Raw genomic sequence first — 18559 nt, 5'->3', positions numbered from 1 at the left:
CAATGCGTTCAACATTTCCGTTCGTGCTGGCCTCGTTGCCCAGGACCGAGGCGTCCTCAGACGCGCATCGGCATCAGCACGTAAAGGGCGCTTTGATCATCCTCGTCGAGAATGATCGTCGGCGAGGCCTGGTCGGCGAGCTGGAACACCGCCCGCTCACCCTCGATCTGGCCGGTGATATCCAGGAGATACTTGGAATTGAAGCCGATCTCGATATCGCTCGCGCTGTAATCGACCTCGACCTCTTCCTGAGCGGTCCCGTTATCGGGGCTGCTGGCGGAAAGGGTCAACTGGCCGCTTGTGACGGCAAGTTTCACCGACCGTGACTTTTCGGTCGAAATTGTTGCCACGCGATCCACCGCTTCGGAGAAGCGCTGCCGGTCGACATGAAGCATCTTGTCGTTGCCGCTCGGGATCACCCGCTCATAATCCGGGAACGTACCGTCGATCAGCTTGGTGGTGACCACCGTGTCCTCGAAGGAAACCCGCAGCTTGGTATCGGAAAGCGAGATCGTGACGTCGCCGTCGGCACCGTCGATCAGCTTGCGGACCTCATTCACCGCCTTGCGCGGAACGATGACGCCAGGCATATCCGCCGCTCCTTCGGGCAATGGCATCTGCACCCGGGCGAGACGGTGACCATCGGTCGCCACCGCGCGCAGCACCTTGACGCCGTCGGCTTCGGCCGCGTGCAGGAAGATACCGTTCAGGTAATAGCGGGTCTCCTCGGTGGAGATCGCGAACCGGCTCCGGTCGATCAGCATGCAGAGATCAGCCGCGCTGATGACAAAACTGTGAGGCAGCGTATCGCCGCTGAGTGCCGGGAATTCCTCCGGCATCAGGGCGGGCAACGAGAAATTGGAGCGACCGGCCCTGATCGTCACGCGGCTGACATCGCCGGACGCGGCAAGTTCCACATCCGATCCGTCAGGCAACTTGCGCACGATATCGTAAAGGGTATGGGCCGGCACCGTCACAACACCGGCTTCCGACACGTCACAGGCCACGGATTCGACAATATCCATGTCCATGTCGGTCGTGCTGAGACTGAGCCGACCGTCCTGCGCTTTCAACAGCACGTTGGACAGGATCGGGATCGTATTCCGCCGTTCCACAACACTTTGGACATGTCCGAGAGGCTTAAGCAAAGCCGCGCGATCGATAACGATTTTCATATTCTTCTACTTATCGGCTGGAAAGTTGATCCCCCAATCGCCGACCCATCGGCGAGCGAGCGCCTCCGCATGAGACAAGCGCATGAAACTATAGCACAAGTGCATGGCGCTTGCGGTAGTTTCAAGGGCAAAAAAGTTCGTGCTGCTGACCCATTATGATCGGCACGCATACCGACCCCGAATGATCACGATTCCAGCATGCGCCGAAGCAGATCGACATCGTCGTTAAACTGCTTGTCCAGGCCCCGCAGTTCCTCGACTTTCCGCACCGCATGCAGCACCGTCGTATGGTCCCGGCCGCCGAATTTGCGGCCGATATCCGGCAGCGACTGTGAGGTCAGCTGCTTCGACAGATACATCGCCACCTGCCGTGGCCGGGCAATCGCGCGGGACCGGCGGGCCGAGTGCATCTCCGAAAGCCGGATCTGGAAATGGTTCGCCACCTGACGCTGGATTTCCTCGACGGTCACCCGGCGGTCATTGGCCCGCAACAGATCGACCAGAACTTCCTGGGTCATCTCAAGCGAGATCTCCCGGCCGACCAGCGTCGAATGGGCAACGATCCGGTTCAGCGCGCCCTCAAGCTCGCGCACGTTGGAGGAGATCTTGTGGGACAGGAACTCGAGCACTTTCTCCGGCATCTCGACGCCGAGGCGCTCGGCCTTGGACTGCATGATGCCAAGACGCAGCTCGTAGTTGGTCGGATGGATATCCGCAACCAGTCCCCAGCCGAGGCGAGACCGCAAGCGCTCTTCCATGCCTTCGAGGTCGGTCGGCGACTTGTCGGCGGAAATCACCACCTGGCGGTTCTGGTCCACCAGCGCGTTGAAGGTGTGGAAGAACTCTTCCTGGGTCGAGTCCTTGCCGCTGATGAACTGCACATCGTCGATCATCAACAGGTCGACCGAGCGGAACTGCTCCTTAAACGCGACCGTGTCGCGGAAGCGCAGTGCCCGGATGAACTGGTACATGAACTTTTCGGCGGAAAGATAGATCACCCGCCGGCTCGGATGCCGCTGCCGGACATGCCAGGCAATGGCGTGCATCAGGTGGGTTTTACCAAGGCCGACGCCGCCATAAAGGAACAAAGGATTGAAAGGCACCGTCTCGCTCTCGGCGACCCGGCGCGCGGCGGCAAAGGCCAATTCGTTCGGCTTGCCGACGACGAAATTATCGAAAGTGAAGCGTGGATCCAGCGGCGCCTCGAAATCCGGGCGCTCGTCCGATCCGGAGAAACCATGAACCGCGGGAGCCTTCAGCGCCGCGGGACGCTGCGCCGGCGCTGCCATGCCCTGCTCTGGCGCGGCATCCGCTGCCTCGTCCCGGCTGCTCTCGGACCTGCCGCGGCTCGACGCAAAGATAGCGATGGATTGCACATCGGGATGTTCGACCGACCAGATGGCCCGCAGGCGATCGGAATATTGCGAGCGGACACGGTCGCGGACAAAGGGACTCGGCGCCCGCATCATCGCCGTGCCTTCATCGATGCCCTCGAAGGTCAGCGGCTTCAGCCAGTTCCGGAAAACCGCATCACCCAGTTCTGTCCGGAGTCTGCCTCGCACACGCGCCCAACACAGCTCGTGATCGCTCGAAATGCCGGCTGTCATGTCCTGACCCCCAGCGACCGTACGTTGCGGCCCGGATTCACCCCACACATTCAAACCTCTTCTCGACCCCTTCTCCTGCACGATTCTGGTCATCTCAGAGCCCCATCCGATGTAACGACCAGCCGGCCGGAAAATTCACGCTCCGGACACAGCTTCCCCAGAGGAAATCGCCCCGGCGATTTCTTGCACTCTTCGGGCTGTGCGAAATAAATCTTTGAAACGTTGAAGGTTTTACTTGGCGCTCTTTCCGAGTGCCCTGTCAAACCTCAGCGTTAAACGAATACCGAGCCTGAATTTTTGAATGAACTTATTCATTTCTTCTTACTCTCCGGCCCGGCAGTAGGAAGCCAAACTACCCAAGTGCTTTTCGGTACGCAACCGTGACTCTATCCAAAATGACGATTTTTTTTCGCCGAAACCGCCGATCTTTTCCTTGACAGAATCAATCTCCAATTTGAATCAACGCCTTGAATTCCGTCCTTCAAAGATGACATTGCCTTTCCATTCCACCCATCGGAAAGACGCGCCCAATCGTTTGAAATTATTAGAATTTTCAGAAATCGGTGTTAATCAGGCCGCGCTGACCACAATATTTTGGGGGTCATTTTGCAACAAAAATTCAATAAAAATGCAGCCAAAGCGTCATAGACGCTTCACACCCACCAGCGGACGTGCCACTCGCCGAAACAGCAAAAGCCGCGACCCAGAAGGTGCGGCTTCCACTTGAAGTATTCGTCAGGACGTCCGTTTTTAGGCGGAGATCGCCTTGATCCGGGCAGAGAGACGCGACAGCTTGCGCGACACGGTGTTCCGGTGAAGGACACCCTTGGTCACGCCACGCTGCATTTCCGGCTGCGCAGCTTTGAACGCGGCCTGAGCGACTTCCTTGTCCCCACTGTCGATCGCCAACTCGACCTTCTTAACGAAGGTACGAATACGGCTGATCCGGGCGTGGTTCATAACCCGACGCCGGTCATTACGGCGAATACGTTTTTTGGCAGACTGATGTTGCGCCATTTGCTTCTAATCCCAGCTCGATGCGCGGAAATTCAAGAGGGCGGCTTATAGACGAGAGTCTCCCGTCGCGTCAACCGCGTAAATCCGACTGATTTGAGAATCAGCGGTTCTTGAAACTAGGCTGCCGCTTTTCCGCAAATGCCGACATCCCTTCTTTCTGGTCTTCGGTCGCGAAGGTGGCATGGAACAGCCGCCGTTCGAAGTTTATACCTTCAGCCAGTGTGGTCTCGTAGGATCGGTTGACCGCCTCTTTCGCCATAAACACCGAAGGACGGGAGAGAGAGGCGATTTTGCCCGCCACCTTGAGGGCTTCGTCCAGCAGATCGGCAGCCGGAACGACGCGGCTCACAAGTCCCGCCCGCTCCGCTTCCTCTGCGTCCATCATGCGGCCGGTGAGGCACATTTCCATGGCCTTGGACTTGCCGACGAAACGCGTCAGACGCTGCGTGCCCCCGGCCCCCGGGATCGTTCCGATGGTGATTTCCGGCTGGCCGAACTTCGCCGTGTCCGCAGCCAGGATGAAATCGCACATCATCGCCACCTCGCAGCCGCCTCCGAGCGCGTAGCCGGAAACCGCAGCGATCACCGGCTTGCGGCAATCGGTCAGGTCTTCCCAGCCGCTGGTGATGAAATCCTGGCTGAACACGTCGGTGAAGCTCTTGCTCTGCATCTCCTTGATGTCTGCGCCGGCGGCGAAAGCCTTCTCGCTGCCAGTCAGCACCATACAGCCGACCTCGTCATCCGCCTCGAAATCCGCGAGTGCCTTGCTCAGCTCCGCCATCAGCGGACTGGACAGGGCGTTCAGCGCCTTCGGCCGGTTCAGGGTAATGAGGCCAACGGCCCCCTTCTTCTCAACCAGAATGTTTTCATATGCCATCGGATCGCTCCCATTTCATCCGTTACGCGCCCGCGGGACGAGCCCGCCGGTCATCTAGGCAATAAGGAATACCGGACCAGCGTATCCTCGCCGTCCGGTGTGAAGTCCAGCGTCAGGCTCTCCCCCTCACGCTGGTAGGTATTCTCGTCCGCTCTGGTCCAGCCGAGCTGGCCGAGGGTCTCCGCATAAAAGGACTGAATCCCGGCAACGGGTACGGGACCGCGGGCAAAGGCAACCACGATCCGTCCGCTGGCGGCATCGAATGCCAGCGAGGCGTCTGGTACCTGTTCAAGTCCAGGCATCAGGGGCAGATCGGCAAAGCCCTCGACAAAGCCGTCCGCCGCCAGTCCCGCCCGGGCAGATACCAGCAGCAGAACCAAGACAAACACTCTGACAAGGAGCCGAAGCGCCCGGAGTGCGGACCCGCGCTTGTTGTTTTGCCGGATAGACATGATGGCAGCTTCTACCTCACCGCTGGCAGCGTGGACAATAGAAAGTGGATCGGCCGGACTGGACAATACGGCGGATCGGCCCGTGACCGGGTTCCACCGGACATGCCGTGCCCTCGCGGTCATAGACGGCGAATTCATGCTGGAAGTAGCCGAGCTCCCCGTCCGGCCGGGCATGATCCCGGAGCGTGGAGCCACCGGCCCGGATCGCCGCCTGCAGCACCTCCCGGATATCGCCCGCCAGCCGCTCGGCCCGCGCACCCTGTACGTTGGCGGCCTTGCGCAAGGGGGAGATGCCGGAGCGAAACAGGGCCTCGGAAACATAGATATTGCCGAGCCCGGCGACGACCTTCTGATCCAGAAGAGCTGCCTTGATCGGCGTCTGCTTGCCTTTCAGGGCGGCGGCCAGCGCCGGGCCGTTAAAGGCATTGGAAAGCGGCTCCGGCCCCATCCCGGCAAAATGCTTGTGAGCCGGTAGCTCGGCCTCCGCCGCGAGATCCATGGAACCGAACCGGCGCTGGTCGTTGAACCGGATCACGGTGCCATCCTCCGTGGTGAAGACGACATGATCGTGCCGGTCCAGCTCAGGCGGGCGGGTCTCGTCGATGGTCACCCGGCCGGACATGCCGAGATGCCAGATCAACACCGTGCCGTCTTCCATATGGACAAGCATGTATTTTGCCCGCCGCGACATGCTTGCGACCCGCTGGCCTTCGAGCCGGGCAACGAAATCCTCTGGAAACGGCCAGCGCAGATCCGGCCGCCGCTGCTCCACACGCACCAGCCGCTTGCCCTCCATAAAGGGCTGCAGGCCGCGCATTACGGTTTCAACCTCGGGCAATTCAGGCACGTCGCACCCCTTCGCTTCGGCGTCTGTTCCTCTGTACGGGAGCAGGCAGACATGGGCAAGCAGGCAGACATGGGCAAGCATGACCGGAAGACCATTGCTTCTCCTGTTGGATTGCCGCTCACTCTGGGCTAGATCACGGGTGGGGCGAATCTTGGGACCGCCCCGGACCGGCAGCGGGATTTGCGCGATGACTGAGAACGCCACCACCCATTTCGGCTTCAAGGATGTGCCTGTCGGCGAGAAAGCCGGGCTTGTCCGCGAGGTTTTCGACTCCGTCGCCGGACGCTACGACCTGATGAACGACCTGATGAGCCTCGGCATCCACCGGCTCTGGAAGGCCGCACTGATGGACTGGGTAGCACCGCGCCCGGACCTCACCCTGCTGGACGTGGCCGGCGGCACCGGCGACATCGCGTTCCGCTACCGGGAGCGCGGCGGCGGACCGGTCATTGTCTGCGATATCAACGAAGCGATGCTGACAGTCGGCCGCGAGCGGGCGGCGGAAAACGGCATCGAGGATCTGACCTGGACCGTCGGCAATGCCGAGATGCTGCCGATCGAAAGCAACTCTGTCGATCTCTACACCATCGCCTTCGGCCTGCGGAACGTCACCGACATCGACGCCGCCCTGCGCGACGCGCGGCGCGTGCTGAAGCCGGGCGGGCGCTTCCTGTGTCTCGAATTCAGCCGCCTCGCCCTGCCGGCGCTCGACCCGGTCTATGATTTCTATTCCTTCAAGGTGCTGCCGGAAATCGGCGCCCGTGTCGCCGACGACCGCGACGCCTATCTCTACCTTGCCGAAAGCATCCGGAAATTCCCCGATCAGGAGCGCTTCGTCGACCGGATCGAGGCCGCCGGCTTCGGACGCATCCGGTACCGCAACCTCTCCGGCGGTATCGCGGCCATCCATTCCGCCTGGAAGATCTGATCCGATATGTGGCGCGCTCTTCGTAACCTCGTCCGTCTTTGCCGCTCCGCCTGGATTCTCTCCCGGTACGGGGCCTTGGCGCCGCTCGCCAACATTCCGCAAGCACCGGCGCTCGCCTTTGCCGCGCGCTTCGTGCTGCTGTTCCGGGACCGGCGCTATGACCGGCTGCGCCCAGGCGAGCGACTGGCGGCAGCCCTCAGCGCCCTCGGCCCCAGCTTCATCAAGTTCGGCCAGTCTCTTGCCACCCGGTCCGATCTGATCGGCGAGGAGCAGGCGCACGACCTTTCCCAGCTGCAGGACCGCCTGAAACCCTTCCCGGTCGCCGTCGCCAAACAGACACTTGAGGAAGAGCTCGGACGTCCCATCAACGAGGTGTTCAGCAGCTTCGACGAGAAACCGGTCGCCGCCGCCTCCATCGCCCAGGTGCATTTCGCCGTCACCACCGACGGCGAGGAGGTCGCGGTAAAGATCCTCCGGCCCGATATCGAGAAACGGTTCGCCCGCGACCTTGATCTGTTTCACTGGATCGCCGAGCTGCTGGAAGAGCACTGGCCCTGGATCCGCCGCCTGAAGCCGGTTGAGGTGATCGATCTTTTCGCCGAAACCGTCGTCATGGAAATGGACCTCCGCATGGAGGCCGCCGCCGCATCCGAGCTCGCCGAGAATTTCGCTGACGATCCGGGTTTCCGGGTACCACAGGTCAACTGGAGCCGGACCACCGCCCGGGTGATGACCGTGGAACGGGTACACGGTACACGGATCGACGATCTGGAAACGCTGATCGAAAATGGTCAGGAACCGACCGAAATCCTGCGCCGGGCCGCCACCGCCTTCTTCAATCAGGTATTCCGGGACGGCTTCTTCCATGCCGACATGCATCCGGGCAACGCCTTCGTGGACACCGAGGGCCGTGTCGTGCCCGTCGATTTTGGCATCATGGGGCGGCTCGACCAGAAGACCCGTTATTTCCTCGCCGATATGCTGACGGGCTTTATCACCGGCGATTACCGCAAGGTCGCCGAGGTGCATTTCCGGGCCGGTTATGTGCCCGCACACAAGAACATCGACGCTTTCACCCAGGCCTGCCGCTCCATCGGCGAGCCGCTGCTCGGCCGGCCGCTGCATGAAATCTCCGTCGCCCGCCTGCTGGCGCAATTGTTCCGCATCACCGAACAGTTCGAGATGGAAACCCAGCCCCAGCTCCTGTTGTTGCAGAAGACCATGGTGGTGGCGGAAGGCGTCGGCCGGACGCTTAACCCCGAGGTCAATATGTGGGAGCTGCCCCGGCCGATGATCGAGGACTGGATGCTGGAGCATCGCGGTCCCCAAGCCCGGATCAAGGAAGCCACCTCCCACGCCATCGCCCTCGCCGAGCGCCTGCCACAGATGGTCGAGACCGCCGACAGGGTGATGGGCTCGCTGACCGAAGGCGGCGTAAAGCTGCATCCCGATACCGTTGCCCGCTTCGCCGAGGAGAGCGCGAAGCGCCGCCGCTCCTTCTGGCCGGTCTGGCTGGCACTTGCGATCGCCGTCGTCGCGCTGCTCTTCGGCTGAGAAAGACGGGAAGAGAGCAAGGCACTCGCGTAGCCGACATCTTGCCACCGCTCCGCCCCGGACCTAGAGTCCGCCGCATCAGATATGATTAAGAGGAGAGGCCCATGGCCTCCGGCAAACGGGTTCTGCTGATCGTCGGTGGCGGCATTGCCGCCTATAAGGCGCTGGAGCTGGTGCGGCTGCTGCGCAAGCGCGGAATTGCCGTGCGCGCGGTACTGACAAAAGCGGGCGCGGAATTCGTGACGCCACTCAGCCTCTCGGCGCTGACCGAAGACAAGGTCTATACAGATCTCTTCTCCCTCACCGACGAGGCGGAAATGGGGCACATCCAGCTTTCCCGTTCCGCCGATCTGATCGTCGTCGCCCCTGCCACCGCCGACCTGCTGGCGAAGATGCGGGCCGGGCTGGCGGGCGATCTGGCCTCCACCCTGTTGCTGGCGACCGACACGCCGGTACTGGCCGCACCGGCCATGAATGTCCGGATGTGGACCCATGCGGCGACGCAGGAAAATGTGAAGGTGCTGGCCGAACGCGGGATTTCCTTCATCGGGCCGGACGAGGGCGACATGGCCTGCGGCGAGTTCGGGCCGGGGCGCATGGCGGAACCGGCGGCGATTGCCGAAGTCGTCGCGGCGCAGCTCGATCCAGCGGCAAAGCCGCTGGCGGGTAAACGCGCCGTGGTCACCAGCGGGCCAACATATGAGCCGATAGACCCGGTGCGCTATATCGCCAACCGGTCATCCGGCAAGCAGGGTCATGCCATCGCGGCGGCGCTTGCAGCGGCGGGTGCCGAGGTGACACTGGTCACCGGCCCGACGCGGGAGCCCGATCCGGCAGGCGTCACCGTCCACCATATCGAGACAGCGCAGCAGATGCTGGCCGGGGTCGAAGCCGCCCTGCCCGCCGATATCGCCGTCTTCGCCGCCGCCGTCGCCGACTGGCGGGTGGCCGAGGAAGCGCCACAGAAGCTGAAGAAGACCGGCAGCGGGGATATCCCGGCGCTCGCCATGACCGAGAACCCGGACATCCTGAAGACGGTCTCCGGCCTCGGTGGGGCGCGACCGACGTTGGTCATTGGTTTCGCTGCCGAAACGGAAAACGTCATCCCCCACGCGACCGAGAAACGCGCCCGCAAGGGCTGCGACTGGATCCTGGCCAACGATGTCAGCCCGGCGACGGGCACCTTCGGCGGGGATGCCAACACCATTCACCTGATCACCGGGGACGGCGCCGAGGACTGGCCCACCCTGACCAAGAAAGAGGTGGCGACAAAGCTCGCCGCCCGCATCACGGAGCATTTCACGGCATGACGACCGCCACCGTCGACGTCCGCGTCCGCCGCCTGCCGCACGGCGCCGATCTTCCATTGCCGGAATACCAGACGCCGGACAGCGCCGGCATGGATCTGATGGCCGCGATTTCAGAGGATGTCGTTCTTGCGCCGGGCGCGCGCACGCTGATTCCGACCGGCCTTTCGATCGCCCTGCCACCAGGCTTCGAGGCGCAGGTCAGGCCGCGTTCAGGGCTGGCACTGCGCAACGGCGTGACCCAGGTGAACACACCCGGCACCATTGATGCGGATTATCGCGGCGAGATCGGCGTTATCCTGATCAACCACGGCCAGGAGCCTTTCACGGTGACCCGCGGCATGCGGATCGCGCAGATGCTGGTGGCGCCGGTGATCCAAGCCCGCTGGCAGGAAGTCGGAGAACTGGACGAGACGGCGCGCGGCAGCGGCGGCTTCGGCTCAACCGGGACCGGCTGAGCGCTGGCGCGCGAACACGCACACACTTGTTCCGTACCGGCCGTTTAAGAGCCGGGCGGGATTGACCAGCTTGAGCAGGACAGGACATCCCCGAGGGAGGAACACCAGATGAGCGCAACCGAATTCCGCGGAAAAATCTACGACAGCATCCTTGATACGATCGGCGGGACACCCCTCGTCCGCGTCTCGAAACTGGCTGCAGCCAAGGGCGTCAAGGCAGACATCCTTGCGAAGCTTGAGTTCTTTAATCCGCTGGCCTCGGTAAAGGATCGGATCGGCAAGGCGATGATCGAAGCCGCCGAAGCCGCCGGAGAGCTCAAGCCCGGCGCGACGATTATCGAGCCGACCAGCGGCAATACCGGCATCGGCCTTGCCTTCGTCGCAGCCGCCAAGGGCTACAAGCTGATCCTGACCATGCCGGAATCCATGTCGATCGAGCGCCGCAAGATGCTGGCGTTCCTGGGGGCCAAGATCGTGCTGACCGAAGCACCGCTCGGCATGAAAGGCGCAATCGCGAAAGCCGAGGAACTGGTCGCCCAGACACCGGGCTCCTTCATGCCACAGCAATTCGCCAACCCCGCGAACCCCGATGTCCACATCCGCACCACAGCGGAGGAAATCTGGGCGGATACCGGCGGCGATATCGACGCTTTCGTCTCGGGTATTGGCACCGGCGGTACCATCACGGGCGCCGGCGGCGTCCTGAAGCAGCGCAACCCGAAGCTTCACATTGTTGCCGTCGAGCCGGAAGCCAGCCCGGTGCTGTCCGGCGGCAGCCCGGCACCGCACAAGATCCAGGGGATCGGGGCCGGTTTCGTGCCGGAAATTCTCGACACGAAGATCTATGACGAGATCATTAAAATCAGCAACGAGACCGCCATCGAGACGAGCCGCGAGGCCGCCCTCATCGAGGGCCTGCCGGCCGGCATTTCCTCAGGCGCCGCCCTTGCCGCCGCCTTCGAGATCGGCAAACGCCCGGAAATGGAAGGCAAGCGGATCGTCGTCATCATTCCGAGCTTTGCCGAACGCTATCTCTCGACCGCCCTGTTCGAGGGCCTCGGGGAATAAGCGGTATGGAACTGAATGACGAGCAGTTCCATCGCTATGCCCGCCACCTGATCCTGGACGAGGTCGGCGAGGAGGGGCAGGAGCGCCTTCTCGCCTCCCGCGTCCTGGTGATCGGCGCCGGCGGGCTCGGCTCACCGCTGCTGCTCTATCTCGCCGCGGCGGGGGTCGGCACGCTCGGCATTGTCGATGACGATGAAGTTGATCTGACCAACCTGCAGCGCCAGATCGCTCACGGCACCGGCTCGGTCGGTATCTCCAAGGTCGCATCGGCGGCGGAGTCCGTCGCCCGGATCAATCCGGGTATCCAGGTGAACCTCTACGAGGAGCGGCTGACGGCCGACAATGCGGCCGCGCTTTTCGCCGACTATGACCTGATCGCCGACGGCAGTGACAATTTCGCCACCCGCTATCTCGTCAACGATGCCGCCTATTTTGCCGGCAAGCCACTGGTCTCCGGCTCCCTGCTGCGCTTCGAGGGTCAGCTTGCGACCTTCCGGGGCGGTGTGCCCGGGCATGAGGGCGAGCCCTGCTATCGCTGCCTGTTCCCGACCGAACCGCCGCCCGGCATGATCCCGCGCTGCGAGGAGGCCGGTATTCTGGGGGCGGTCGCCGGTGTTATCGGCACGCTGCAGGCCACCGAGGTTCTGAAGGAATTGCTCGATCTCGGCAGCAGCCTGTCCGGCCATCTGCTGATCTATGACGCGCTGGGTCCGACTTTCCGCAAGATGAAAGCCGCCCGCGATCCGGGCTGCGCGCTCTGCGGCACCGACCCGACAATCCGCGAAATCGCCTGATCTCTGCCCTAATTCGGTCCTGATCGGCATGTGTCATATGCCACGTCGATGATCGATAACGGATTGGAAATAATCCGGTCGGTTACCATATCTTCATCTTAGCGAGTGAGAATGATCAGGACGCGACTGATTCCGCAATAGGGCGAAATCCAGGTCGATCCGGGAGAGTAAGAACCATGAACGGGCACAAATCGAAGAGACGGATCGGCGGCAATGGTGTTGTACCTAGCGAAGCCGATCTCCAGGCCAGTGGGTCCTGGGGCCTACCGCTTCTCGGGATTACGTTGGTGCTTACCCTGGTTCTGGTCAGCGTAATGGCCGGCTCCGGCGACGCCAGTGCCTTTTTCGGTCATTAATTCCAGTAGGCTGAAGCACTCAGAACTCGAGCTCTAGCACCCTGTCCGGCGGCCGGTGGCCGTCGACGAACGTCTTCACGTTCACGATCACCTTTTCACCCATATCGATCCGCCCCTCGATCGTCGCCGAACCCATATGCGGCAGCAGTACCACGTTGGAGAGGTTCAGCAGCTTCGGGTCGACTTGCGGCTCGTGCTCGAAAACATCGAGACCCGCCCCTGCGAAATCCCGGTTCGACAACGCCTGAACCAGCGCCTCCTCATCCACTACTTCGCCACGCGAGGTATTGACCAGATAGGCGTGGGGCTGCAGCAATGAGAGCCGTCGCGCGTTCAGCATGTGATAGGTCGCGGGTGTGCGCGGACAATTCACCGAGACGATATCCATGCGGGACAGCATCTGATCCAGATTGTCCCAATATGTGGCTTCCAGCTCCTGCTCGACCTCGGGATGCAGACGCCGACGGTTGTGATAATGGATCGAAAGCCCGAACCCGCGGGCCCGCTTCGCCACTGCCTGACCGATCCGGCCCATGCCGATGATTCCGAGGCGCTTGCCGTGAATACGGTGACCGAGCATCACCGTCGGCCCCCAGCCTTCCCATTTTCCGGAACGCACCAGCTTCTCGCCCTCGACCAGACGCCGCGGCACCGCAAGAATCAGCGCCATGGTCATGTCCGCCGTATCCTCGGTCAGCACGCCGGGGGTGTTGGTGACGATGATGCCCTTCTTCTTGGCCGCAGGCACATCGATATGGTCGACACCCGTGCCGAAAGAGGCGATCAGCTTCAGGTTCGGCCCCGCTTCCTCGATCAATTTCGCGTCGAGTTTATCGGTCACGGTCGGAATCAGAATGTCCGCTTCCGCCATGGCGGCTTTCAGCTGTTCCCGCGAGAACGGCTCATCCGACATGTTCAGCCGCGTATCAAATAGCTCCATCATCCGGGTTTCCACCGGATCCGGTAGCTTCCGCGTGACGATGACAAGCGGCTTGCTGGTTGTCATGGGATTTATCCTTCGCCCCGAAACCCTGTTCTTCCGGGAAATATCAGGCGTCTGGTGAATTGTCCACAAAGTGACAAGTATCTCGGCTATATAGCGCCGCCCCTCTTACTCCACCCCAATTGCAATGGTAGGATGATCTGTCATTCCGGGATACGCATCATGTTTCTGAAACCGCTCTCGCTGATCATCGCCCTGTTGATCGTGCCGACCTCACTTCTGGGTGGCCTGAATATGGCTGCCAAAGCGGAGACCGTAGGCAGCGTGACCGGCCTGCCGATCCCCCGCTATGTCACCCTCCAGGCAGAAGAGGTCAATGTCCGGACTGGGCCCGGGGTGCGATACCCGGTGGATTGGGTCTTTGTGCGCGAGAACATGCCAGTCGAGATCGTTTCCGAATTCGAGAACTGGCGGAAAGTAAGGGATTTTGAAGGCACCGAGGGCTGGGTGCATCAGAGCATGCTGTCCGGGCGCCGCTCCGTGCTGGTGATCGGCCGCAACCGGACCCTTCGCCGCGAGCAGGCGGACAGCGCACCGGCCGTGGCCCATCTGGAGCCCGGCGTGATCGCCTGGCTTGAAAGCTGTGCGCGGGAATGGTGCGAGATAGAGGTATCCGGCCTTAGCGGCTGGGTACACAGATCGGCGATCTGGGGCATTCGGGTCGATGAGTCGCTGCGTTAAAAACGTGGGGCGTTAAAAACGTGGCGGGCTAGAGAAACACGAGGTTTTGATCGACCTTAGATCTCTTTTGCCTTCAGACGGATAATCAGGTCGACCCGTTCGATTTCCGTACCTTCCGGAGCGTCCGGAAGCGTGACGAAGCCGACCCTTTCGGCTGGGATATCCGTCAGCCGCAGCTCATCTTCAACGAAGAAATGATGATGATCCGTGGTATTCGTATCGAAATAGGAACGACCGGACTCCACCACGACTTCCCGCAGCAGGCCAGACCCGGTGAACTGATGCAACGTGTTGTAAACCGTGGCAAGCGAGACCGTGATCCCGGCTTCTCCAGCTTCCTTGTGAAGCTGCTCCGCCGTCACATGACGGTCGCCTGCGGCATACAGCAGATCCGCAAGTGCAAGACGCTGACGCGTCGGGCGCAATCCAGCCTTCGTCAGGCGTCCGGACAGGCTTTGCGTTTCACTATAGGCTTCAGCACTACTCATTCCCGGTATCCCATTCGGTCTCTCGGGGTCTCGCCACTCGGGCGCCTCAATCCTAAGACAGAGCGTTAATCCGTCTAATATGTCAAGTCATCGGGCATCATATGCCACGTGATTGCTTGCGCTCCCCACCATATTTAGGGTAGGCGGTGCATGAAATGTGAGAGATGGCGCGGTCGCGCGGTTGCAGTCTATTATGGGACCGAACACGGTCCCGCCTGACGATAAGCGCTGGCGTACGGGAAGGAACGGCATTGTTGGACTTCAAGGAAAAGAACAGCTTCGGTTACGAAGACCTGATCAAATGCGCCAAGGGAGAACTTTTCGGCCCCGGGAACGCGCAGCTTCCGATGCCGCCGATGCTTATGTTCGATCGTATCACCAACCTATCGAAGACCGGCGGCGCCTATGACAAGGGCTCGGTTACGGCCGAGTACGATATCAAGCCGGACCTCTGGTTCTTCGATTGCCATTTCGTCGGCGACCCGGTGATGCCGGGCTGCCTCGGCATGGATGCTCTCTGGCAGCTGCTCGGCTTCACGCTCGGCTGGATGGGCGGGCCGGGTTCCGGTCGGGCAATCTCCGTCGGCGAGGTGAAATTTTCCGGTCAGGTACTGCCGTCCGCAAAACTGCTGACCTACACGCTGGACCTCAAGCGCGTGATCATGCGCAAACTTTACATGGGGATTGCCGACGGCCGCGTGGAATGCGATGGCGTCACGGTCTTCGAGGCGAAGGATATCCGCGTCGGACTGTTCCAGAACACGGCAACCGAAGGGGCAAATTGATATGCGTCGCGTCGTCGTCACCGGTCTCGGAATTGTTTCAAGCATCGGCAACAATGCAGAGGAAGTCACCGCTTCCCTGCGCGCCGGCAAATCCGGCATCGAATTCGCGCCGGACTATGCCGATCTCGGTTTCCGCTCCCACGTCCATGGCTCGATCAAGCTGGACCCGTCGGAACATATCGACCGCAAGCTGATGCGCTTCATGGGTAACGGCGCGGCCTACAATTACATTGCTGCCCAGCAGGCCATAGAAGACGCGGGCCTGGAGCCCGCCGACGTCAGCAACCCGATGACCGGCCTGGTCATGGGCTCCGGCGGGCCGTCGACATCCAACATGATGCAGGCATTCGACACGGCGCGTGAAAAGGGTCCGAAGCGGGTTGGCCCCTACATGGTGCCGCGCGTCATGTGCAGCACCAATTCCGCGACCCTCTCGACGGCCTTCAAGATCAAAGGCCTCAGCTATTCCATCTCTTCCGCTTGCTCGACCAGCTCGCACTGCGTCGGCAACGCATATGAACTGGTTCAGATGGGCAAGCAGGACGTCATGCTGGCCGGTGGCGGCGAGGAGTTGCACTGGACGCTCTCCGTCCTGTTCGACGCGATGGGCGCTCTTTCCTCGAAATACAACGACACGCCGGACAAAGCATCCCGCGCATACGACGCCAATCGCGACGGTTTCGTTATCTCCGGCGGTGGCGGGGTCCTCATTCTGGAGGAGCTTGAGCACGCGAAGGCACGCGGCGCCAAGATCTATGGCGAGATCGTGGGTTACGGCGCCACGTCCGACGGCGCCGACATGGTCGCGCCCTCCGGCGAGGGCGGTGTGCGGTGCATGCAGATGGCACTGAAAGACGTTGAAGGACCGGTTGACTACATCAACGCTCATGGCACCAGTACGCCGGTCGGCGACACGATCGAACTTGAAGGCATCCGTGAGGTCTTCAAGAACCGGGGCGCAACCCCGCCGATCAGCTCGACGAAATCCCTGAGCGGTCACTCACAAGGCGCGACCGGCGTTCACGAAGCGATTTACACACTGCTGATGATGAAGAACGACTTCATCGCTGCCTCCGCCAACATCGAAACCGTCGACCCTGAGGTCGAGGACATGCCGATCGTGCGGGAACGCGTGGACAACGCCGGGCTGCGTGTTGCCATGTCGAACAGTTTCGGATTCGGCGGCACCAATGCCGTGCTAGCTTTCCAGAAATACGACGCCTGATAGCGGAGCGACCGGGATGACCGACCTGATTGACGACACGGCCGATCAGCGTGACGCGGAATCGGCGCCTTACAAAGGCCTGATGGCCGGCAAACGCGGTCTGATCATGGGGGTCGCCAACGACCGCTCGATCGCCTGGGGGATCGCCGCCGCAGCCGCCTCGCAAGGTGCCCAGCTGGCGTTCACATACCAGAACGAGTCCCTGAAAAAGCGGGTTCATCCTCTGGCGGAGAGCGTCGGCTCCCCGCTTGCCGTCATGTGCGATGTCTCGGACGACGATGCGCTGGACCGGGCGTTCGATGAAATCGGCACCGCCTGGGGCGGTCTTGATTTCGTGGTTCATGCCATCGCCTATTCGGACAAGGGCGAGCTGAAGGGACGCTACGCGGATACCTCGCGGGATAATTTCCTCAACACGCTGGATATCTCCTGCTTCTCCTTCACGAATATCGCCCGCCGCGCCTGGCCTCTGATGAAGGACGGCGGCAGCATGCTGACCCTGTCCTATCTCGGCGCGAACCGCACGACGCCGAACTACAACGTCATGGGAGTGGCCAAGGCCGCTTTGGAAGCGAGTGTCCGGTATCTGGCCGCCGACCTCGGCGAGCATGGCATACGCGTGAACGCAATCTCCGCCGGCCCGATGAAGACCCTCGCCGGCTCAGCCATTGCCGATGCCCGTCACACCTTCCGCTTCGCCGAGACCAACGCACCGCTCAAACGCAATGCGTCCCTGACAGAAGTTGGACAGGCCGGTCTTTATCTACTGAGTGATCTGTCTGCGGGCGTGACCGGGGAAATCCACTATGTGGACGGCGGCTTCCATACCGTCGCAATCCCCAAGCCGGAACGCGACGCGGACTGATCCGCGAAGAGATGGATCTGTAAAAGGGCCTCAGGGACGCCGGCTGCGCAGGTCGACAATGCCTTCGCCGCTTTTCAGATCGTATCCCGGAAGCTTTTTCTTCAGCAGATCCACAGCCAGTCCGGAGGATTGCGGCCGTGTGATGCTGAGAATTTTCGGCGATCCGTCACTGGCTTCGAAGGGGAAGAGCAGGCGGAGGAAGTTCCGCTCTTCGCCGTGGGCATAGTTGCGGTGCACGATTGAGAGATTTGGCCACTTCGTCTCGCGGCACACCAGGTAATCCTCGAGCTGGCAACGACGCAGCGCCTCGTCATCAAGCTCCGCGAATTTCATCCCGGTCATATCCGCACCCTGCCAGAAGCCGGTGCCGGCATCCCAGTGCTCGATAAAATAGTTGTCGGGATTGTCCTCACCCACATTGAAAACATGGATGGCGCACTGCGGAGCAATGGCCCTCAGGACATCGATCTTGAATTTACCTTCGATCAGACGGCCATCGGGATCGCGAGTCTTTTCTATATAGAGGGCACAGCGCTCCATCTGGTCCGGGTCGAGCCCGTGCAGGAGTTCATCCCGCACGTAGATCTTCCGGCTGCGGCTGAGATCGCTCTCCCACACCTTATATCCAATGACTGGATCTACCTGCCCCGGAACCAGAATTTTTCCGCTACTGCCCGCGCCGACCGGCTCCCAGTCTTCCGGGATAACCTCGTCCAGCCGCTGCAAGGTTTTCATCGACGCCTCAAAGTCGGGGCTGTCGATGCCTTTAAGCAATGTGTCGGATATACCCGCTGCAGAGGCGAATTTGTATTTCCGGATTCCTGTCTCGACGTAATAGCGGTGGCAACGGTACCGCAGTTCCGTCTCGAGCTTCGATATCGCGTTTTTGAATCGACCCATGCCTAAGACCTTATTCCCATTTCTTTGGGAATGCAATTTCCATTTTTCTGGGAATTATTTTCTCGCCCAATTGTGCGTCGTAGATTTTCTGAAAATAATGTTTTTATGTTTTTCAATGCACTAACAAGAACCAGTGCACCTTTGTATGCAATATAGACACGCTAGACGGGTA

20 protein-coding genes are annotated in these 18559 nt (G+C 61.2%); 11 read left to right on the top strand and 9 right to left on the bottom strand.

Annotated elements, in window-relative coordinates:
• Positions 1–56: 56 nt before the first annotated feature.
• The 6 genes from dnaN to mutM all read right to left on the bottom strand — a co-directional run bounded on the left by dnaN (position 57) and on the right by mutM (position 5975).
• Positions 57–1175, bottom strand: a complete 1119-nt coding sequence (gene dnaN / locus VOI22_RS18775) for a DNA polymerase III subunit beta (protein WP_323797963.1) — start codon at positions 1173–1175, stop codon at positions 57–59.
• Between the two features lie 185 nt (positions 1176–1360).
• On the bottom strand, positions 1361–2782 hold the full coding sequence (dnaA, locus tag VOI22_RS18770; RefSeq protein ID WP_028466307.1) for a chromosomal replication initiator protein DnaA: 1422 nt from the start codon (positions 2780–2782) through the stop codon (positions 1361–1363).
• A gap of 750 nt (positions 2783–3532) precedes the next feature.
• Positions 3533–3799, bottom strand: coding sequence for a 30S ribosomal protein S20 (gene rpsT, locus VOI22_RS18765; protein WP_323797962.1), 267 nt, complete (start codon positions 3797–3799; stop codon positions 3533–3535).
• Between the two features lie 100 nt (positions 3800–3899).
• Positions 3900–4676 (bottom strand): enoyl-CoA hydratase, encoded by a 777-nt coding sequence (locus VOI22_RS18760; RefSeq protein WP_323797961.1) that lies wholly within the window; start codon positions 4674–4676, stop codon positions 3900–3902.
• Between the two features lie 50 nt (positions 4677–4726).
• Positions 4727–5128: a hypothetical protein gene (locus tag VOI22_RS18755; RefSeq protein WP_323797960.1), complete on the bottom strand. Its 402-nt coding sequence runs from the start codon at positions 5126–5128 to the stop codon at positions 4727–4729.
• A gap of 16 nt (positions 5129–5144) precedes the next feature.
• Positions 5145–5975 (bottom strand): bifunctional DNA-formamidopyrimidine glycosylase/DNA-(apurinic or apyrimidinic site) lyase, encoded by an 831-nt coding sequence (mutM, locus tag VOI22_RS18750; RefSeq protein WP_323798025.1) that lies wholly within the window; start codon positions 5973–5975, stop codon positions 5145–5147.
• Positions 5976–6162: 187 nt separating this feature from the next.
• Between mutM and ubiE the strand changes: the two genes are divergently transcribed.
• The 7 genes from ubiE to VOI22_RS18715 all read left to right on the top strand — a co-directional run bounded on the left by ubiE (position 6163) and on the right by VOI22_RS18715 (position 12440).
• The gene (gene ubiE, locus VOI22_RS18745; protein WP_323797959.1) at positions 6163–6903 is read left to right on the top strand and encodes a bifunctional demethylmenaquinone methyltransferase/2-methoxy-6-polyprenyl-1,4-benzoquinol methylase UbiE; all 741 of its coding nucleotides are present in this window, start codon (positions 6163–6165) and stop codon (positions 6901–6903) included.
• 6 nt (positions 6904–6909) lie between these two features.
• Positions 6910–8457 (top strand): 2-polyprenylphenol 6-hydroxylase, encoded by a 1548-nt coding sequence (gene ubiB, locus VOI22_RS18740; protein ID WP_323797958.1) that lies wholly within the window; start codon positions 6910–6912, stop codon positions 8455–8457.
• A 104-nt stretch (positions 8458–8561) separates the two neighbouring features.
• Entirely contained in the window at positions 8562–9767 is a 1206-nt protein-coding gene (coaBC, locus tag VOI22_RS18735; protein ID WP_323797957.1) for a bifunctional phosphopantothenoylcysteine decarboxylase/phosphopantothenate--cysteine ligase CoaBC, read from the top strand.
• Positions 9764–10222, top strand: coding sequence for a dUTP diphosphatase (gene dut / locus VOI22_RS18730; protein ID WP_323797956.1), 459 nt, complete (start codon positions 9764–9766; stop codon positions 10220–10222). Before coaBC ends, dut begins: the two co-directional genes overlap by 4 nt.
• 108 nt (positions 10223–10330) lie before the next feature.
• Positions 10331–11290, top strand: coding sequence for a cysteine synthase A (cysK, locus tag VOI22_RS18725; protein WP_323797955.1), 960 nt, complete (start codon positions 10331–10333; stop codon positions 11288–11290).
• A gap of 5 nt (positions 11291–11295) precedes the next feature.
• Positions 11296–12084 carry a molybdopterin-synthase adenylyltransferase MoeB gene (locus VOI22_RS18720; RefSeq protein WP_323797954.1) on the top strand — a complete coding sequence of 263 codons (789 nt, stop codon included), beginning with the start codon at positions 11296–11298 and terminating at the stop codon, positions 12082–12084.
• Between the two features lie 176 nt (positions 12085–12260).
• Positions 12261–12440 carry a hypothetical protein gene (locus VOI22_RS18715; protein WP_323797953.1) on the top strand — a complete coding sequence of 60 codons (180 nt, stop codon included), beginning with the start codon at positions 12261–12263 and terminating at the stop codon, positions 12438–12440.
• Positions 12441–12459: 19 nt separating this feature from the next.
• Here VOI22_RS18715 and VOI22_RS18710 read toward each other — a convergent pair whose 3' ends face one another.
• Complete coding sequence (locus VOI22_RS18710) at positions 12460–13446, bottom strand: D-glycerate dehydrogenase (RefSeq protein ID WP_323797952.1); 987 nt, start codon at positions 13444–13446, stop codon at positions 12460–12462.
• 159 nt (positions 13447–13605) lie between these two features.
• Here VOI22_RS18710 and VOI22_RS18705 point away from each other — a divergent pair, with 159 nt between their 5' ends.
• Positions 13606–14124, top strand: coding sequence for an SH3 domain-containing protein (locus VOI22_RS18705; RefSeq protein WP_323797951.1), 519 nt, complete (start codon positions 13606–13608; stop codon positions 14122–14124).
• 56 nt (positions 14125–14180) lie between these two features.
• On the opposite strand, the gene irrA is transcribed toward VOI22_RS18705, so the two are convergent.
• The gene (gene irrA / locus VOI22_RS18700) at positions 14181–14612 is read right to left on the bottom strand and encodes an iron response transcriptional regulator IrrA (RefSeq protein ID WP_323797950.1); all 432 of its coding nucleotides are present in this window, start codon (positions 14610–14612) and stop codon (positions 14181–14183) included.
• 254 nt (positions 14613–14866) lie between these two features.
• Here irrA and fabA point away from each other — a divergent pair, with 254 nt between their 5' ends.
• The 3 genes from fabA (at position 14867) to VOI22_RS18685 (ending at position 17487) form a co-directional block, all read left to right on the top strand.
• On the top strand, positions 14867–15397 hold the full coding sequence (gene fabA, locus VOI22_RS18695) for a 3-hydroxyacyl-[acyl-carrier-protein] dehydratase FabA (protein ID WP_323797949.1): 531 nt from the start codon (positions 14867–14869) through the stop codon (positions 15395–15397).
• 1 nt (position 15398) lies between these two features.
• Positions 15399–16622, top strand: coding sequence for a beta-ketoacyl-ACP synthase I (fabB, locus tag VOI22_RS18690; protein ID WP_323797948.1), 1224 nt, complete (start codon positions 15399–15401; stop codon positions 16620–16622).
• 82 nt (positions 16623–16704) lie between these two features.
• The gene (locus VOI22_RS18685) at positions 16705–17487 is read left to right on the top strand and encodes an enoyl-ACP reductase FabI (protein ID WP_416366267.1); all 783 of its coding nucleotides are present in this window, start codon (positions 16705–16707) and stop codon (positions 17485–17487) included.
• A 30-nt stretch (positions 17488–17517) separates the two neighbouring features.
• Here VOI22_RS18685 and VOI22_RS18680 read toward each other — a convergent pair whose 3' ends face one another.
• Positions 17518–18387, bottom strand: a complete 870-nt coding sequence (locus VOI22_RS18680) for a hypothetical protein (RefSeq protein ID WP_323797946.1) — start codon at positions 18385–18387, stop codon at positions 17518–17520.
• Positions 18388–18559: the final 172 nt, after the last annotated feature.

This window comes from Nisaea sp. (assembly GCF_034670185.1).
In the GTDB taxonomy this organism is placed as follows: Bacteria; Pseudomonadota; Alphaproteobacteria; order Thalassobaculales; family Thalassobaculaceae; genus Nisaea.
This window is presented reverse-complemented; position numbering and strand designations above follow the sequence as displayed.

What these genes read in the sequence shown, in the direction of transcription:
- rpsT (WP_323797962.1), bottom strand. Translation starts at nt 3,799, where the DNA reads ATGGCGCAACATCAGTCTGCCAAAAAACGTATTCGCCGTAATGACCGG.
- fabB (WP_323797948.1), top strand. Translation starts at nt 15,399, where the DNA reads ATGCGTCGCGTCGTCGTCACCGGTCTCGGAATTGTTTCAAGCATCGGC.
- dnaA (WP_028466307.1), bottom strand. Translation starts at nt 2,782, where the DNA reads ATGACAGCCGGCATTTCGAGCGATCACGAGCTGTGTTGGGCGCGTGTG.
- VOI22_RS18680 (WP_323797946.1), bottom strand. Translation starts at nt 18,387, where the DNA reads ATGGGTCGATTCAAAAACGCGATATCGAAGCTCGAGACGGAACTGCGG.
- VOI22_RS18715 (WP_323797953.1), top strand. Translation starts at nt 12,261, where the DNA reads ATGAACGGGCACAAATCGAAGAGACGGATCGGCGGCAATGGTGTTGTA.
- VOI22_RS18685 (WP_416366267.1), top strand. Translation starts at nt 16,705, where the DNA reads ATGGCCGGCAAACGCGGTCTGATCATGGGGGTCGCCAACGACCGCTCG.
- VOI22_RS18705 (WP_323797951.1), top strand. Translation starts at nt 13,606, where the DNA reads ATGTTTCTGAAACCGCTCTCGCTGATCATCGCCCTGTTGATCGTGCCG.
- VOI22_RS18760 (WP_323797961.1), bottom strand. Translation starts at nt 4,676, where the DNA reads ATGGCATATGAAAACATTCTGGTTGAGAAGAAGGGGGCCGTTGGCCTC.
- dut (WP_323797956.1), top strand. Translation starts at nt 9,764, where the DNA reads ATGACGACCGCCACCGTCGACGTCCGCGTCCGCCGCCTGCCGCACGGC.
- VOI22_RS18720 (WP_323797954.1), top strand. Translation starts at nt 11,296, where the DNA reads ATGGAACTGAATGACGAGCAGTTCCATCGCTATGCCCGCCACCTGATC.
- ubiE (WP_323797959.1), top strand. Translation starts at nt 6,163, where the DNA reads ATGACTGAGAACGCCACCACCCATTTCGGCTTCAAGGATGTGCCTGTC.
- VOI22_RS18755 (WP_323797960.1), bottom strand. Translation starts at nt 5,128, where the DNA reads ATGTCTATCCGGCAAAACAACAAGCGCGGGTCCGCACTCCGGGCGCTT.
- dnaN (WP_323797963.1), bottom strand. Translation starts at nt 1,175, where the DNA reads ATGAAAATCGTTATCGATCGCGCGGCTTTGCTTAAGCCTCTCGGACAT.
- VOI22_RS18710 (WP_323797952.1), bottom strand. Translation starts at nt 13,446, where the DNA reads ATGACAACCAGCAAGCCGCTTGTCATCGTCACGCGGAAGCTACCGGAT.
- coaBC (WP_323797957.1), top strand. Translation starts at nt 8,562, where the DNA reads ATGGCCTCCGGCAAACGGGTTCTGCTGATCGTCGGTGGCGGCATTGCC.
- irrA (WP_323797950.1), bottom strand. Translation starts at nt 14,612, where the DNA reads ATGAGTAGTGCTGAAGCCTATAGTGAAACGCAAAGCCTGTCCGGACGC.
- ubiB (WP_323797958.1), top strand. Translation starts at nt 6,910, where the DNA reads ATGTGGCGCGCTCTTCGTAACCTCGTCCGTCTTTGCCGCTCCGCCTGG.
- cysK (WP_323797955.1), top strand. Translation starts at nt 10,331, where the DNA reads ATGAGCGCAACCGAATTCCGCGGAAAAATCTACGACAGCATCCTTGAT.